Source organism: Chitinophaga tropicalis (assembly GCF_009758205.1).
Classification (GTDB): Bacteria; Bacteroidota; Bacteroidia; order Chitinophagales; family Chitinophagaceae; genus Chitinophaga; species Chitinophaga tropicalis.
This window is the reverse complement of record NZ_WRXN01000003.1, coordinates 465,475-482,556: the sequence shown is the minus strand read 5'-3', so window position 1 is coordinate 482,556 and position 17,082 is coordinate 465,475. Positions and strand designations below refer to the sequence as shown.

Annotated in this window: 10 protein-coding genes; 4 read left to right on the top strand and 6 right to left on the bottom strand. The window is 47.6% G+C overall.

The window, feature by feature from the left end; all coding sequences use genetic code 11:
* Positions 1–8 precede the first annotated feature (8 nt).
* Entirely contained in the window at positions 9–431 is a 423-nt protein-coding gene (locus tag GO493_RS09950; protein ID WP_157305998.1) for a secondary thiamine-phosphate synthase enzyme YjbQ, read from the bottom strand.
* A gap of 112 nt (positions 432–543) precedes the next feature.
* Between GO493_RS09950 and GO493_RS09945 the strand changes: the two genes are divergently transcribed.
* Positions 544–1,755, top strand: coding sequence for a PAS domain S-box protein (locus GO493_RS09945; protein WP_157305997.1), 1,212 nt, complete (start codon positions 544–546; stop codon positions 1,753–1,755).
* Between the two features lie 29 nt (positions 1,756–1,784).
* Here GO493_RS09945 and GO493_RS09940 read toward each other — a convergent pair whose 3' ends face one another.
* The 3 genes from GO493_RS09940 to GO493_RS09930 all read right to left on the bottom strand — a co-directional run bounded on the left by GO493_RS09940 (position 1,785) and on the right by GO493_RS09930 (position 6,308).
* Positions 1,785–2,639, bottom strand: a complete 855-nt coding sequence (locus GO493_RS09940) for an ATP-grasp domain-containing protein (protein WP_157305996.1) — start codon at positions 2,637–2,639, stop codon at positions 1,785–1,787.
* A gap of 3 nt (positions 2,640–2,642) precedes the next feature.
* Positions 2,643–5,123 carry a glycoside hydrolase family 95 protein gene (locus GO493_RS09935; protein ID WP_232538798.1) on the bottom strand — a complete coding sequence of 827 codons (2,481 nt, stop codon included), beginning with the start codon at positions 5,121–5,123 and terminating at the stop codon, positions 2,643–2,645.
* Between the two features lie 81 nt (positions 5,124–5,204).
* Positions 5,205–6,308, bottom strand: coding sequence for a Fic family protein (locus GO493_RS09930; RefSeq protein WP_157305994.1), 1,104 nt, complete (start codon positions 6,306–6,308; stop codon positions 5,205–5,207).
* A gap of 293 nt (positions 6,309–6,601) precedes the next feature.
* On the opposite strand from GO493_RS09930, the gene GO493_RS09925 reads away from it, so the two are divergent.
* Positions 6,602–8,497, top strand: coding sequence for an alpha-L-fucosidase (locus GO493_RS09925; RefSeq protein ID WP_157305993.1), 1,896 nt, complete (start codon positions 6,602–6,604; stop codon positions 8,495–8,497).
* Positions 8,498–8,519: 22 nt separating this feature from the next.
* Here GO493_RS09925 and GO493_RS09920 read toward each other — a convergent pair whose 3' ends face one another.
* Together GO493_RS09920 and GO493_RS09915 are read right to left on the bottom strand one after the other, a co-directional pair.
* Positions 8,520–10,706, bottom strand: coding sequence for a peptidase domain-containing ABC transporter (locus GO493_RS09920; RefSeq protein ID WP_157305992.1), 2,187 nt, complete (start codon positions 10,704–10,706; stop codon positions 8,520–8,522).
* A gap of 57 nt (positions 10,707–10,763) precedes the next feature.
* Positions 10,764–11,912 (bottom strand): HlyD family secretion protein, encoded by a 1,149-nt coding sequence (locus GO493_RS09915; RefSeq protein WP_157305991.1) that lies wholly within the window; start codon positions 11,910–11,912, stop codon positions 10,764–10,766.
* A gap of 285 nt (positions 11,913–12,197) precedes the next feature.
* Between GO493_RS09915 and GO493_RS09910 the strand changes: the two genes are divergently transcribed.
* Positions 12,198–12,506 (top strand): hypothetical protein, encoded by a 309-nt coding sequence (locus GO493_RS09910; protein WP_157305990.1) that lies wholly within the window; start codon positions 12,198–12,200, stop codon positions 12,504–12,506.
* Between the two features lie 508 nt (positions 12,507–13,014).
* Positions 13,015–17,082, top strand: a complete 4,068-nt coding sequence (locus GO493_RS09905) for a hybrid sensor histidine kinase/response regulator transcription factor (RefSeq protein WP_198315668.1) — start codon at positions 13,015–13,017, stop codon at positions 17,080–17,082.

Here is a 17,082-nt window from a genome sequence, read left to right as displayed (position 1 = left end):
AGATGTTTTTATTCTCCCCATGCTGTTAAGATCAGGCTTCGGGGGCCACCATGATCACGATGCTCGCAAAGATAGATGCCTTGCCAGGTGCCCAGCGCCAGCTTCCCGTTACGGATGGGAATCATCACAGAGCTTCCCAGTATAGCAGCTTTCAGATGGGCAGGCATATCGTCCGGACCTTCATCGTCATGCAGGTAGTCCGGGTCATTCTCCGGGACCGCTTTGCTGAAAAACATTTCAAAGTCCTGGCGTACGGTCGGATCCGCATTTTCATTGATAGTAAGAGAAGCAGATGTATGCTGTATAAAAACCTGGCACATACCTGTCTTCAATTCACGTATCTGGGGCAGCGCCTGTTGAACAGCTGCTGTAATAATATGAAATCCTCTTTTCAGCTCTCTCAGCTGTACAGCTTCCTGGAATATTTTCATGCATCTAAAGTATCCAATTTCGCCAATATACAATTCCACCCATTCAAAAAATACTTCATTTATAGATTATTTTACTACCTTATACGCCGTAAAAGGTACAAATACAGGTCTCATGCAAAAAAGAGTGTTTGTTAATAAAAGTAGTTCCCTTACTGATAAACTGCTTGGAGAAGAAGAGAACTTCCCTTTTGAGCATCGTATATTCAATATGATATGCGTTATTACATTGGTCATTCTTCTTGCTTTCCTCTGCATTAATGTATTTATCAGCTCCTGGTCATCCGCTGTACTGCTATCAGTATTGTTCCTGCTCCAGCTGGGGTTCTATGGCTTATCCAGGGTCATGTACCAATATGAAAACATCCTCCCTGCGTATATACTTACCATTTATACAGGCCTGATCGCCAATTACTTTTTCAACGCCGGCATAAACGGGCCTACATTGTTATTCTTCTTCACAACACTACAGCTGGTACTAACTCTCTCTGTCAGGAACAGGTATATCTTCTGGATGACCATCAGCGCTACACTACCCGCCACCCTGATAATTATCGACTACTATTATCCCCACATCATAACCGGGCACTATACAGGTAAAATTCCAAAGATCATTGACCATTTCGGCTGCTATATACTTTCTATCATCTACATTTTCTGCGCAACTGCCAGCTTTAAAAAACATTTGCAGCAACAACGGGAAAAAGAAAGAGACAGCCAGCAGGCGCTGATCCAGTATGGTTTCCGCTTACGCGCTTTCTTTGAAAGCCTGCATGATAGTTTTATACTGCTGGATAAAGAGATGAACATCCTGCATTTTAACAAAAGTGCAGAAGAGCTTTCCGTAAACTTTTATGGCAAGAGAATGCAGGAACAGCAAAATCTGAAAGAGTTCATGCATCACAGCACCAGGGACCGGGTCATGATCTGTTTCAATAAAGCGCTTATGGGAGAAAAAGTGCAGGAGGATTTTAAACGGGACTATGATGGGCATGTAATATGGTGGCAGCTCACCTTTAACCCCGCCAGAGATGACAGTGGAAAAGTCATAGGCGTAACCGTTATCATGAAAGATATTACGGAAGCGCTGCTGTATAAACTGAAAATTGAGAAGAAAAATGCCCAGCTGGAACGTATAGCATTCATACAGGCACATGAGCTGCGCGGCCCCCTTACATCCGTACAAAGTCTGCTGACACTCATCAGGGAAGAATATCGTGATATGGATCTCATTTATACAGCGAAACTGGAAGAAGGACTACTAAAGCTGGATAACAAGATCAAAGAGATAGTAGCCCTTTCTTCTGAACATAATAAGGAATTATAACTACCTGGATGTACAGCTATCGTCCTCTATTATAATTTCTCCGCCAGTGCCCGTAAATAGTTCCCCGTGCTTTCTTCATTATAAGACAGGTACAACATCGGCTCTATCAGCTCCAGTTCCATCAGCGCCAGCTTACCATTCACCATTACACCATCCACACGTGTATACAACGCATCCGGTGCAAAACGCGCTATAAGCGCCTCTCCTTCCCGTATATGCTCAGCAGAAGGGATGACAGCATGAATAGTACTGCCATATTGAGGCTGTACCCGGAAATCCCCTTCCTTAGGTTTTTTAATAATAGCATGACTGAAATGCCCGCCAAAGAAAATAAGCGACCACTCTCCTTCATGTATCTCCGGCATGAAAGGCTGTGCAATAAACGCCTCTTCCTTTAAAAAATCATTCAGGGGATGTTTCCCCAGGTTTGCATCGTTACTATGCAGGATGAACGTGTTCTTGGAACCACCGCTTACACATGGCTTAACAATGATCTTATCTGTTTCAAACTGGTTGAACAGGCCATTCAGCGTAGCTCCCTTTTCCAGGAACACAGAAGGTATGATCCTGAAACCAGCCGCTTCTATCTCCTTCAGGTAATGTTTATCAGCATTCCACACTACCGTCTCATAGCCGTTAAGTAAACGTACGCCCATATCCGATAGCCTTTTCAGCCAGGCTTTAAATTCATCCAGCCGGTTGTGATAATCGTAGGGCGACTTCAGGATCACCGCCTCGTAAGCGGTCCAGTCGGTCTGCGGGTCCTTCCAGTCTTTTACTTCTATTGCCCGGCCGTTGGCAGATAGCTGGGACTGCAGATGTTTATCTTCCTCCCGGGCCATTTCAAAAAGGTTGCCGGGTTGCTCACAGATCAGTGCTATCATAATTTATTCGCTTGTAAGAGTATATGTACCGCCGGCCTTTGTTTTAAGCGCATAAGGATATCCCATGTCAGGGTTCTTAGGTTTTACAGGCCCCAGTTGCGCGTTGCCGCTGGCTTTTAACCGCTGTTTGGATAACAGGAAGCAGGTGCCGTCTTTAGTGGCATGAATAGTAACAGTAGTAAGCTTGCCGTCTTTCCAGCTCATATCTATAGTATGACCGCCATAAGCCAGCAAACCTTTCACCTGGCCATTGGCCCAGGCATCAGGAATAGCAGGCAGCAGGCGTATCATATCTGTCTGGCCGTTCAGCAGCATCTGGGCAATGCCGGAAGTGCCGCCAAAGTTACCATCTATCTGGAATGGCGGGTGAGCGCAGAACAGGTTAGCATAGGTACCACCTGCATTATGCATATCAACACCACCCTGACCGGTAAGCGTCAGCAGCTCACGAAGCAGTTTATACGCATGATTGCCGTCTTCCAGTCTTGCCCAGGTATTGATCTTCCAGGCTTTACTCCAGCCGGTACCGCCATCTCCACGTATCTCCAGCGTGCGTTTCACAGCCTGGGCCAGCTCCGGAGTGGCCGACGGAGATATTTCATTACCGGGAAAAAGCGCATACAGATGCGAAATATGCCTGTGCTGCGGGTCTTCACTGTTCCAGTCCTTATACCATTCCTGCAGGTTACCTTCCTTACCTACCTTATATGGATAAAGACGTTCTATCGTCTTCTTCAGTGTATCATTAAATGCAGCATTCACTCCCAGTACTTCTCCTGCTTTGATGGTATTCCCCAGCACTTCACGGATAATGCTCATATCCATTGTACTGGCAATAGCAACAGATTCCTTCTGCCCGTTTTCTGTTATAAACTTATTCTCCGGCGATGTTGCAGGCGCCGTTACCAGGTAATGTGATTCCGGATCTTCCACCAGCCAGTCCAGGCAGAAAGTAGCGGCAGAACGTAGTATGGGATAAGCCGTATCACGCAGAAATTTCTCATTGCCTGTATACTTATAATGCTGCCAGAGGAACTGGCATAACCAGTTGCCTCCCATCATCCAGTTAGCCCATTGAGGGTCCCCTTTACCCAGGTCTCCCACCGGGTTGGAAATAGCCCATATATCTGTGTTATGATGGGCAACCCATCCACGGGCATTATAAAAGTTCCGTGCAGTATAAGCACCTGTAACACTCAGTTCTTTGATCAGCTGATAAAGCGGTTGCTGCATTTCCATCAGGTTACACACCTCTGCCGGCCAGTAGTTCATCTGGGTATTGATGTTGATGGTATAGTTGGAGCTCCAGGGGGCCCTCAGCTCCTTATTCCAGATACCCTGCAGGTTTGCAGGCGCACCAGGGGTACGGGAACAGGAGATCAGCAGGTAGCGGCCATACTGGAAGTACAATGTCTCCAGCGCAGGGTCCTGCTCTCCGGCAGTATAACGGCGCAGACGTTCATCTGTAGGCAAAGCCTCATTGGCAGCAGGTCCTTTTAATGTGAAGGATACCCGGTTAAAGAACGACTGGTAATCCTGCTTATGCCTTTGCAGCAGGCTTGTATAAGGCAGCTTTGCAGCCTTATTAATATAACCGTTCACCAGGGCGGTTTCATCCTTCCCTTCAGCGTCCGGGCATTTATCAAAACCATTAAAACTGGTGGCGGCGGTGAGCAGTAAGGTTACTTCTGTAGCATTCTTTACTGTAATACCGCTGGTATCCGTCTTTACTATGCCATCCGGGGTAATAGCCCGCAGCCGCACCTCATAACGCATGCCCTTACAGCTGCCTGGCGCTTCGTATTTAACAGGCTCCCTGTTATAGTTCACATAACTGGGGTCTGCCTGTGAAGGGGCTTTCCCCTTCATGGCCAGCTCCTTTGAGCTGATGACAGCATTGCGGTAATGCAGCTGGCTGGAGGTACCGGCAGTGAAATTCAGCTGTCCCTTCTGACTGGCCTTCAGACGTATTACAATCACCTGATCCGGTGCGGAAGCAAAGATCTCCCTGGTATAGGTCACTCCTCCGCTGGTAAAACGTGTAGTAGCAGTGGCAGTGGCAATGTCCAGGTCCCGTGAATATTGACCAGCAGCGGCATCCTTCAGCTGCTGACTGATACGAAGGTCCCCCAGGGGCAGGAAAGACTGCGAATAAGCACCCTGCATTTTACGCGTCAGGCTGTCCGCCTGATGGTAGTTATGCCGGAAAAGCGCTTCCCTGACAGCAGGCAGGTATTTAACCGCTTCAGGATTGATGTTGTTGTTCACTGGTCCGCCAGACCATAATGTAGCTTCATTCAATTGCAGCAGTTCTTCATTCACTCCGCCAAAGACCATAGCGCCAAGACGACCATTACCAACAGGCAGGGCCTGTGTCCATTCCCGGGCGGGTTCTTTGTACCAGAGCTTTTGTGGATTGCCGGGAAGCTGCGCCCGGAGTTGACCTGTAACTAAAGTGAGCAATAAAAGGATTGTTGAGCGCATGTTTCTCATAATTAATGGGAGCCAAAAATAAAAGTAATTATGTTTGGTAGGGAGCTTTTAACCTTCAATCCTTGTAAAAGATTACTCCTCCCTTAATATATAACCCGTACTTCTCCCGCCGGCAGGCTCTTTTATCAGCAAGCCCCGCTCTATCAGGTCCTGTATATCACGGCTCGCAGTATCCTGCGATGTCTTTGTAATAACAGCCCATTTTGAAGAAGTTAATTTACCCCGGAATCCATCCAGCAGTTTATTCAACATCAGCTTCTGCCTGTCATTAACCGTTTGCGACGCAGGATTTTCCCAGAATTTCGCTTTCCTCATAACGGCTGCAAGAGTATAGTCCGTGACAGTTATAGAGCGATTAAGGCATCTTAAAAACCATTCCAGCCACGCTGTTATATCCAGTTCATCTTTTTGCGTTTTCTCCAATATGTCATAGTAATCATTTCTTTCGTTCCTTATCTGCGCAGACATACTGTAAAAACGCCGCTGGCTCTCATCTGCACGTGACAGCTGCATATCTGTGATGGCACGCGCAATACGTCCGTTACCATCATCAAAAGGGTGAATGGTCACAAACCAGAGATGCGCAATAGCCGCCTTTATAATAGGATCTATCTTTTCCTCTGAATTAAACCAGCTCAGAAATTTCTTCATTTCCTTATCAACAACATCAGAATCAGGAGCCTGAAAATGCACCTCCTCACGTCCCATAGCACCAGATACCACCTGCATAGGGTCATCTTTACTGTTATTACGCCAGGCCCCGGTAACTATTTTGTGCATACCGCTACGCCCCGCAGGAAATAATGAAGCATGCCACCCAAAAAGACGTTCATCAGTCAGAGATGCAGTATATCGCTGTGTTGCATCAAGCATCATTTCAACAACACCATCAACATCACGGTCAGACGGCACCAGCCCCGCAATATCCATCCCCAGGCGCCTGGCAATCGAAGAACGTACCTGCTCAGGATTTAATATCTCACCTTCAATTTCACTGGATTTTAAAACATCCATCGTCAGGGTTTGAAGACTGGCTTCTTCCTGTAAAGAAAAACCCAACCCCTCCATACGACCTAATAACCGCCCCTGACGGTGACGTACCTCAGCCAGAAGAAAGCTGAGCTCCTCACTATCCCAATAAAAATCCGGCCAATCCTTTAACTGATGAATATACATCCTGCACAATTTACAACCCGAATATAACTATTCTCCGCAACAAATGCGGAGAATAACCTAATTATTCTCCGCACTCGCTACACACACAATACCAACCACTTATCACCTAAACCAACTTCACTCCCTAAAAGTTTCATTTTTTGCAATCGATTGCCTATCTTAGTCATGATTCCATGTTATGAAAACGATAGTGATAACCCAAGGTCTACCCCCACAGTTAAATAAAGTGCCAATAGTACATATAACAGGACTCATCTTTTGTTTATCAGTGTAGCATTCATAAACATAAAACTATGAGACTCATACTTTTCAGTGCAATCCTTATCGGCATGTCCATAAGACTGCAGGCACAAGCCCCTTCCTCCACGGCCGACAAAGGAGACGAACAGGGACTTTTAATGCAAAAAGGCGCCGAACGCGACCAGGCTGCCATCAATGAAGCCCTGAACGGCTGGTGGAAACACAGCATGGAAAACCATGATACCCGCATAGCCTGGTGGCGGGAAGATAAATTCGGCTGCTTCATCCACTGGGGCGTTTATTCCGCCGCCGGCGGAGAATGGAACGGTCAAAAAGTAGACGGCTACGCAGAACACCTCATGCGCAAAGAAAAAATATCCCGCGCCGTCTACCAGGAAAAATTACTACAACCCTTCAACCCCGAACAGTTCAACGCAGACGCCTGGGTACGGCTAATAAAAGCTGCCGGCATGCGCTACCTCATCATCACTTCAAAACACCACGACGGCGTAGCCATGTATCCCTCCAAAGTCAGCGATCTGAATATCTCAGCCTCCACTTTCAAACGGGACCCCATGCAGGAACTATCCGCGGCCTGCAAAAAATATGGCATCCGGTTCGGGTTCTATTACTCTCACGCCTACGACTGGGAACATCCCGACGCCCCCGGCAACGACTGGGATTATGACAATCCCGGTGGCGACAAACGCCTCTACGGCGGCCTCGATTGGTTTAACGTTCATCCGGAACAACTGCCCAAAGCAATAAAATATGTGAACGAAAAAGCCATCCCGCAAATAGTGGAACTGATCCGCAAATACCACCCGGATATACTATGGTTCGATACCCCCAGCAAATTACCACTAAGCGAAAATATCCGCATCTTAAAAGCCATCCGCGAAGTAGATAACAACGTAGTAGTGAACGGCCGCCTGGCCCGCAATGCCAATATCTCCTTCGGCGATTATAAGAATACATCAGATCGGCCCGCAGAATTTTACCCCGTTACGGGCGACTGGGAAGCCATCCCCACCACAAACGAATCCTACGGCTATTCAAAATATGATAACAGCCACAAACCCGCTGGCTTCTTCATAAAACTACTGGCCAAAGCCGCCTCCAGAGGCGGCAACCTGCTCATGAACATAGGTCCCATGGGTAACGGACTGGTAGACCCGCGCGATACTGTTATACTCCACAGCATCGGCGCCTGGATGCATACAAACGGCGAAAGCATTTACGGCACTACCACTTCCCCATTACCGCTGCAGCCCTGGGGAGAAAGCACACTTAAAGGCAAACGCCTGTACCTGCACGTATTCAACTGGCCGGAAAAAACGCCGTTGTATGTAGGCGGACTAAAAAGCAACATCCGCAAAGCCTGGCTACTGGCAGATCCCCAACAAAAAGACCTTCCCGTAAAACGGGTCAGCAATAAAGATGTAACTATCACCTTACCCGCCACAGCGCCAGATTCCATGAACAGCGTAATAGTACTGGATATGCAGGAAGTAGCGACCGATACAGTACGCGTACTGGATACCCACTCCCTTACCAACGTACTACGGGCCTTTGACGGTGCCCTGCATGGAAATGGTTTTAAATATGGCGATGGAAAAGCGCCCAGGTATTATGTGTTCGACTGGACACAACCCAATCAGTACATCAGCTGGACATTCCGGCTAACCCAGCCAGGACGCTTCCACACAAATATCAAATACGCAGCAGATGCCACTACCGGAGAAAATACTTTTTCAATTGACGTGAACGGGAAAACTCTCAGCGGAAAAACACAGGCCGTATCCTCAAAAGACGAGAAGATTCTGACCCAGCCCTTAAATGACCTGGCATTACCGGCAGGCATACATACGCTGAACATTAAACCGGGAACAATAACCGGTAAAGAATTGATGAAACTATTTGAGATCAACTTAATACCCTACGAATGATATTCAGGAACGTGTAGTAGAATTAAGAGAGTAATACACCCTGGTGATGGCTCCAGAGCATTGCATACACACCATTACGCAACATCAGTTCATCATGCGTGCCCTCCTCCGCCAGCGTACCGTTACGTAACACGGCAATTTTATCCGCATTTACAACCGTACTAAGGCGATGGGCAATCACAATGATGGTCTTCCCGATATTACGAAGCTGCTGCATCAGTTGCTGGATATGCTGGTCAGAGACCGGGTCCAGCGACGATGTAGCTTCATCCATGATGATCACCTGCGGGTCCCGGTAAAGCGCACGGGCAATAGCCAGCCGCTGCCGCTGGCCACCCGAAAGATTAAAGCCATGCTCGCCCAGCATAGTGTTAAAACCATCCGGCAACTGCTCTATAAAACCTATAATATCCAGCAGCCTGGCAATGTGAAGCACTTTCTGCATATCCGGCTCAAACTCCCCTACCGCAATGTTAGACGCTATCGTACCTGCAAACAGATCTATATGCTGCGGCACTACACCAATAAAACGGCGCAGGCTTTCAGGAAGGATATATTTCGTGTCCGTATGACCAATAATAATACTGCCCTCCCTCAGCGGATAGATATTCTGCAAAAGCGCCATAAGCGTAGACTTCCCGGAACCGCTCTCCCCTACTATGGCAGTGATCCTGCCATTCTCTATCTGCAGGTTGAAATGCCTGAATACTTCCACACGGCTCCCATAACTGAAGGAAACATTATTAAAATGAATATCCCCTGTCATAGCCGGCGTCAGCTCCACTTTATTACTTGTATCCTCCTGCTCCAGGTCCATGATCTCAAACAGGCGGTCAGCCGCTATCAACGCATCCTGTACGCTCCTGTTAGCCCCAATAAGGCTCATGGCCGGACCGGTAAAATAACCGATAAGTGCATAGAAAGATAAAAGTCCCCCGGGACTAAGCTGCCGGTCCAGCACCAGTGAAGCGCCCGTCCACAACAATATCACCACAAAAATGCTGGTAATAAGACTGGAAGCGCTGCCCAGGTACATATTGCTGATAGCAGATTCATAAGTGGTTTTCAGCACCTGTATAAACCTGTTCTCAGTTTTCATATTGGCATATTCCTCCAGCGCAAATCTTTTGATAGTCGCCACAGTGTTGAGAGATTCCACCATCTGGCTGCCCAGCTCCGCACTGTCTTCCATCAGCCTGCGCTGCAACCGTTTATTCATATAATTGCTGATCCGGTAGATGACGAAGTATATCGGAAGTATAGCCAGCATGATCAGCGCCAGCTTCCAGTTATAGCTGAACATCAGCGCAAAGGAAAAAATAATGATAAACGCGTTCACGATAAGTGTAATACCTACATCGTTGATGAACGTACGGATCTTAACAGCATCATTGATACGTGAAGTGATCTCGCCCACACGCATGGTATCAAAGAATTGTTGCGGCAGCAGCAGCAGATGCTTATAATATCCGAGAATCAGACGGGCATCCATCTGCTGACCGGTTTTCACCACAAAAATGCTTTTCAGGTTACCTATGAACAGCTGCAGGAAGAGGATGACCAGCATAATAATACTGAGCATATTGAGAAGGTTCCTGTTACCTTCCACCAATACATTATCCACTATTTTCTGTACATAGATAGAGGTCGATAATCCCAGAACAGTAAAGATCATAGCACCGAACATAGCCTGTATAAGCACGCTCCTGTGGGGTCGTAGCAGGTACCAGAAACGTTGCAGATGCGATACTTTACCATTGCCGGGATGAAACTCCTCTCCCGGCAACAGGAGAATAAGCACGCCCGTCCAGATCTTTTTAAAAGCATCATGCGTCATTCTGCGGCAGGCGCCCTCCGCCGGGTCCATCACCTCCACTTCAGTAGCTGTCACTTTGCAGAGCACCATAAAATGTTGCAATGCGCCGTTCACAACCACATGAACAATTGCTGGCTTGGGCACATTACGCAGTGCATCGAACGGGCCTTTTACTCCCTTGGCCTGGAAACCCAGCTTCTGAGCGGCAGTGAGAAGTCCCATAACGTTAGTGCCCAGTTTATCCGTACCTGCATACTGACGAATAAGGGCTACCGGCATCTGCAACCGGTAATAGGCTGCTACAGAAGCCAGGCATGCAGCGCCGCAATCTGTTATATCCCGTTGTTTAACACGGGCACTGCGTTTCAGAGAGGCTGATAAGGATGCGTTCATTGAAAATAGAAAAGATTAATAATTGTTTACAGCCGGGAAATGTATGGGGCCGGACCGTTACGCCTTTTTCCTGTTGGGATTCACCCAGTCGTCTGCTTTATCATACAACAACTGGAAAAGACTACGCCTGGTCAGGATAAACCGGGATTGCAGGGTCATTCCTTTCTTTAGTGAAGCTTTTATTCCTTTAGGCGTTGAGAGCTCAGTACTGACAAAGCTGCATTTCACTTTAAAAACAGGCTCGTTGTTCACCAGGGTAAAATCATTATCAACAGATAATACCTTCCCTTTTACAATCCCCCATTCATTATAATTGAAAGCATCTACCTGGAAGCTGACAGGCATCCCTTTTTCCAGGTAACCAATATCCCGCGGAGAAACATAACATTCCGCCAGTAGACTGGAATCCGGCGATATAACGCCCAGCAGCTCTCCCGCACGTACAAAACCACCCGGGTATTTACCCGTGAACTGCTGCAGCGTACCGCTGACAGGCGCCTTAATAAGGTTCCATTCCTTTTCCTTGGAAAGCTGGTGATTTTCTGCCCGCAGACGATTATCCTCCAACCTGAGCTGGTTCAGCTCATTAGACCATACACTGCGTTGCTGCTGGATGGCAGATTGATAGGCTGCCCTGCTTTTCTCATACTCATATTTCCTGTCCAGGTATTCCTGCCTGGCAACCACCTTTTCGTGAAAAAGCTTTTCGTAAGTATTCATATCTGCCCTCAGCTTATCTACAGTAGCTGCCTGCTCACTCAGGGAAGATATGTATTGAGAATACTGCTGACGGTATTGAGCTGACCGGAGACTGGCGCCCCCACTGCCCGCCGCCAGTAACGAGAGATCATGTATCTGCAGTTCCCGCTGGGATATCTCGAAAGAGTTCTGCACCATTTTACTGTCATTGATATCCTGCCGTAACCGCATCAGTACCTGCCCGCTGCGAATGCTGGCGCCATCAGTGACCAGCACCTCTTCTATCGTACCCGCTACCAGGTTATACAACTCTGTTTTCTCCGCTATCGGTCTTACAAGACCGGAAGCAGAAACCGATACGTCCACATAAATAAACGGCAGGGCTGCCAATGCAATAAGCACAACCAATAGTACAATGATATAGATGACCTGGGTACCGGTTTTAACCCTGGGTAACCAGGTAAACACAGAACGCTCCATGATAGCGGCCGGGAATAACGATGGCATTTATGTCAGATTTAGGCGATAAACACATAAAAAGTTAATGATTCCGGCATAGTACAATCTGTTCATTTTCTGTTGTCGCCCTAAATAAACAGAATGAACGAAACAACTGAAAATGAACAGTAATGGAAGGATGATATATGATAAGGATAGATTAATTTTTACATAGACAGTACTTATGAAGTCGCGTATATACCTATTATCGATTGCATGAATACAGAACAGTAGCATATAAAGTAACCTTGTTATACACCACTTACAATTTCATCACTAATAAAAACCAACAAAATGGAAAATTTCAACCAGTTTGATCAATTCACCCCATTGACTGATACCGAAGCGCTCGCTATTAACGGAGGACTGCTCGACGGTTTACTCGGTAGTCTCGGCATTGGCAACCTGACTGCCGGAGTAGGTTCCGCTGTAGCCAACGTAGGCGCCGGCGCCGCTGTCAGCCTCACTACCCTTTCTTCCAGCGTTGGCGGCTCCGTATTTGCACTGACCCCGGGAGTAAATAGCGTACTGCAGGGCGTAGGTGGCCTGTTATCAGGTCTCGGTAACATTACCGGCCTGCTGGGCGGTCTTACCGGCCGTTAATATCATTAACCCCGGAATTTGCCAAAGCAGTTGTAACTGCATAAAAACGCTTTCCCCCATACCGGCGAAAGCGTTTTTTTGTCACCCGGACACTAACCCGCAAATTGCCTGAACCTTAAAATCCACGCCAGTCGTGTCATCCAGACAATTATGCAAACGATTGCGCAAAAAAAGATGTTAAACCTTTGGTTATCACTCCGGGGGGTATTACATTTGCTTTGTAATTATATTACCTTTAATAGGTGCAGTTGGCTCCAGGCAGAACAGTGACGAAAGATACTATAAGGTAAAATAACCAACAGACAGCATGTAAGAAATCATTATAACTGATCTCATTCATATTTACATAACTTATTATGGGCTAACGCCTTAACTCTTTATGGACCTGAGTACCATAACGTGGAATTTTAGCACAAAGGTCGAATTCTTTCGACCTTTCTCTTTTTTAATCCGATCAGCAGGCCTATATTGTAGCATTAACATTAAAAACCGGCCCGCGTTAATATAAGTGAAGAAGCGTTTTTTTATTCTACTCCTGTTATATTGCCTGCCTGCATTACTGAAGGCACAATCATCACAACCACAGTACCAGTTAACCAGGGTAGACATCTCTCAGGGACTCTCCGCAAACCAGGTAAACTGTATACTCAAAGACAGCCGCGGCTTCATGTGGTTCGGCACCATGTCCGGATTGAACCGTTATGACGGATATAACTTCCGCATCTTCCGGCAGGACCTCCGGGACTCTTCCACCCTCTCAGACAACTTTATCACTAAACTCATGGAAGGCCCGGACGGATTGATCTGGATCACCCACCACAACGGCCAGAACATCTATAACCCGGAAAAAGGCAATTTCTACCGCCACCCGGGCCCAGTATTACAACAATATGGCGTCCCGGCAGACTCCATCGGCAATATCCTCAAAGATAAACAGGGACGATTCTGGTTCATCGTCCCCCGCCAGGGAGCTTACGCCTACCTACCGTCAAATAAAAAACAATTCCGCATCTGTCACACCACAGATAAAGAAAGCCCGGCAGATAACAATATCTCCACCATGGCAGAAGACCCGGCCGGCAATCACTGGCTCCTGCATGGCAACGGACTGCTGGAAAAAATGGACGGCCACAGCCTGAAAATAACTTACCGCTACCAACTACCCGGCGCCACCGCCGATACCAGCCTCCAGAACTATGAAATGCTGGCAGACAGGGACGGAGACCTCTGGATCTTCAACACCAGCAACGTACAGGGCGTCTACTGCTATAAACCTTCCACATCCTCACTGGTCCACTACGATCAGAACAGCACCCCCCTCCGGCTCAATAATAACATCGTCCGGGGAGTGGTACAGGATAACCAGGGCCGCATCTGGATAGGTACCGATCACGGAGGCATCAACATCATCGACAAAAAACAATCTTCCATCAATTACCTCCTGAATAACAGCGAAGACCCCAAAAGCCTGAGCCAGAATAGTATCAATGCCCTGTATTGTGATAATACCGGCATTATATGGATAGGCACATACAAAAAAGGATTCTGCTATTACCATGAGAATATTGTAAAATTTCCCCTGTACCAGCACCTGCCCTTTGCAAAGAACAGCCTGCCCTATGACGACGTAAACCGCTTTGCAGAAGACGCGAACGGCAATCTCTGGATAGGCACCAACGGCGGCGGACTGATCTACTTCGACAGGACAAAGAACACCTATAAACAATACCTCCATGATCCGCATAATCCCAACTCGCCCAGCGGGAATGTAGTAGTAAGCCTGTGGATAGACCACGCACAGAAACTGTGGATAGGTACTTATTACGGCGGACTGGATTGCTTTGACGGAAGACAGTTCACCCATTACCGCCATGACCCGGCCTATTCACAAAGCCTGAGCGACAATAGCGTATGGGAGATATTCGAAGACAGCCGGCAACGGCTCTGGGTAGGTACGCTCAGCGGAGGCCTGAATCAACTGGACCGCAGCACCGGCAAATTTCAACGTTATGTTCCCGGAGCGCCTAACTCTGTGGTCTCTAAATACATCTCAGCCATCCTGGAAGATAAACAGGGAAACGTATGGGTAGGTACTTCAGATGGAGTTGACATCATCAGCAACCAGGGAAAATTCACCCACTACGGAGAATCCGGTATCAGCAACAGGAACGTAGTCTGCATGTTTGAAGACAGCCGCGGGCTCATATGGGTAGGCACCAGGGAAGGCCTGAACCTCTACGATCCCCGCACCAGGAAATTCCGCATCTTCAGAAGAGAAGACGGCCTGGCAGATAATACCGTCCTGAATATCCTGGAAGATAACAGCCACACCCTCTGGTTCAGCACAACCAACGGCTTGTCCAACCTGACCATCAGGAACGGGAAATACCTCTTCAGGAATTACGATGAATCCGATGGCTTGCAGGGCCGTGAATTCAATGAGAACGCCGCCCTGAAAACACGTAAAGGAGAACTGATCTTTGGTGGCGGAAATGGCTTCAACCTCTTTTACCCGCATACCATTGCCGGCAATAACACCGTTCCTCCCATTGTGCTCACAGACTTCCAGATCTTTAACCAGAGCATACTGCCGGGACAAAACGTAAACGGGCGCGTATTGCTGGAACAATCCATTACCCAGACCAGACACATTACCCTTAAATACCGGGAAAACGTATTCTCCATAGACTTTTCCGCCCTGAATTACTTTCACCCGGAAAAGAACCAGTACGCATATATGCTGGAAGGGTTCAACAACGAGTGGCTTACAACAGACGGAAGCCAGCGCAAAGCCACCTATACCAACCTTGACCCGGGCCAGTATACCTTCCGTCTCAAGGCATCCAACAACGACGGCATATGGACCCCGGAACCACTGGAACTGCACATCACCATACTGCCTCCCTTCTGGAGAACTCCTCTGGCCTTTTTCATTTATGTGCTGCTTATTATCGGCGCCCTCATCCTGGCCAGGAAGATCACCCTCGAAAGAGAAAGACTGCGTTCACGTATTGAACAGGAAAGACAGGAAGCACAACGCATGCACGAGCTGGATGCCCTGAAGATCCGTTTCTTCACCAATATCAGCCATGAATTCCGTACACCGCTTAGTCTCATTATCACTCCCCTGGAAAAGATACTCCGCAAAGGCACGGAAAATAACATACAACAGCAACTGGTACTGGTACAACGCAACGCCCGCCGCCTGCTCAACCTGGTAAACCAGCTGCTGGACTTCCGTAAAATGGAAGTCCAGGAGATCCGGCTATATACAGCAGAAGGAGATCTTGTTTCCTACATCCGCGAACTGACCTTCTCCTTCTCCGATCTCTCTGAGAAGAAACAGATCCATCTCGATTTCCACAGCAACATCAGCGAACTGACCATGCTGTACGATCCGGATAAGATAGAAAAGATCATCTTCAACCTGTTGAGTAACGCCTTCAAATTCACACCTGAACAAGGTAATATCTCTGTCGATCTGCAACTGCTCGAAGGCGGCCAGCTGGCCATCATGGTAAAAGATACCGGTATTGGTATCCCGGCAGAACAACAGGAAAAAATATTCGAACGCTTCTTCCAGCATGACATTCCCGGATCGCTGGTCAACCAGGGAAGCGGCATAGGCCTCAGCATCACAAGGGAATTTGTCAAGCTGCACGGAGGCTCCATCAGCGTAGACAGCTCTCCCGGCATGGGCAGCTGCTTTACCATCATCCTCCCCGTAAAAGGCGTCATTACAAAACCGCAGATAACAGATACCATAAAGACTTCCGTAATGGCAGCCTTACCGGCCCCGGAATCGCCGGCTGCTTACAACGGCAAAAAGCCCGTATTGCTGCTGATAGAAGATAGCGAAGATTTCAGGTTCTACCTGAAAGATAACCTGAGTGCTCATTTCCATATCGTTGATGCTCCCAATGGCAGGATCGGCTGGGATATACTACAGCAAACTATGCCCAACCTGGTGGTGAGCGATGTAAATATGCCTGAAATGGATGGACTGGAACTATGCAGAAGAATACGTCAGCAGCCTAAAACGGCTCATCTCCCGGTAATACTGCTCACAGCCAGGGCTTCTGAAGAAGATCAGCTGGAAGCGCTGGATAACGGCGCTACAGATTACATCACAAAGCCGTTCAACTATGAAGTATTGCTCTCACGTATCCGCAACATCATATCCCAGCAGGACTCCCTGAAAAAAACCTTCCGGCAGCATATAGAAGCGCACCCTGAAGAAATTGCCATCTCCTCCCAGGATGAACAGTTTATACAGAGTGCCTTACAGATAGTGGAGAAGAATATCTCCAATCCTGATTTCTCTGTAGAAGAATTAAGCCGTGAACTGCACATGAGCAGGGTTTCCGCTTACAAAAAATTATTGTCCCTCACAGGAAAAACACCTATAGAATTTATCCGGTCCATCCGCCTGAAACGGGCAGCGCAACTGCTTGGTAAAAGTCAGCTGACGGTAGCTGAGGTGGCGTATGAAGTTGGGTTCAATAACCCCAAGTATTTCGCTAAATACTTTAAACTGGAATACGGCGTACTGCCATCAGCCTACAAAAACACTTAA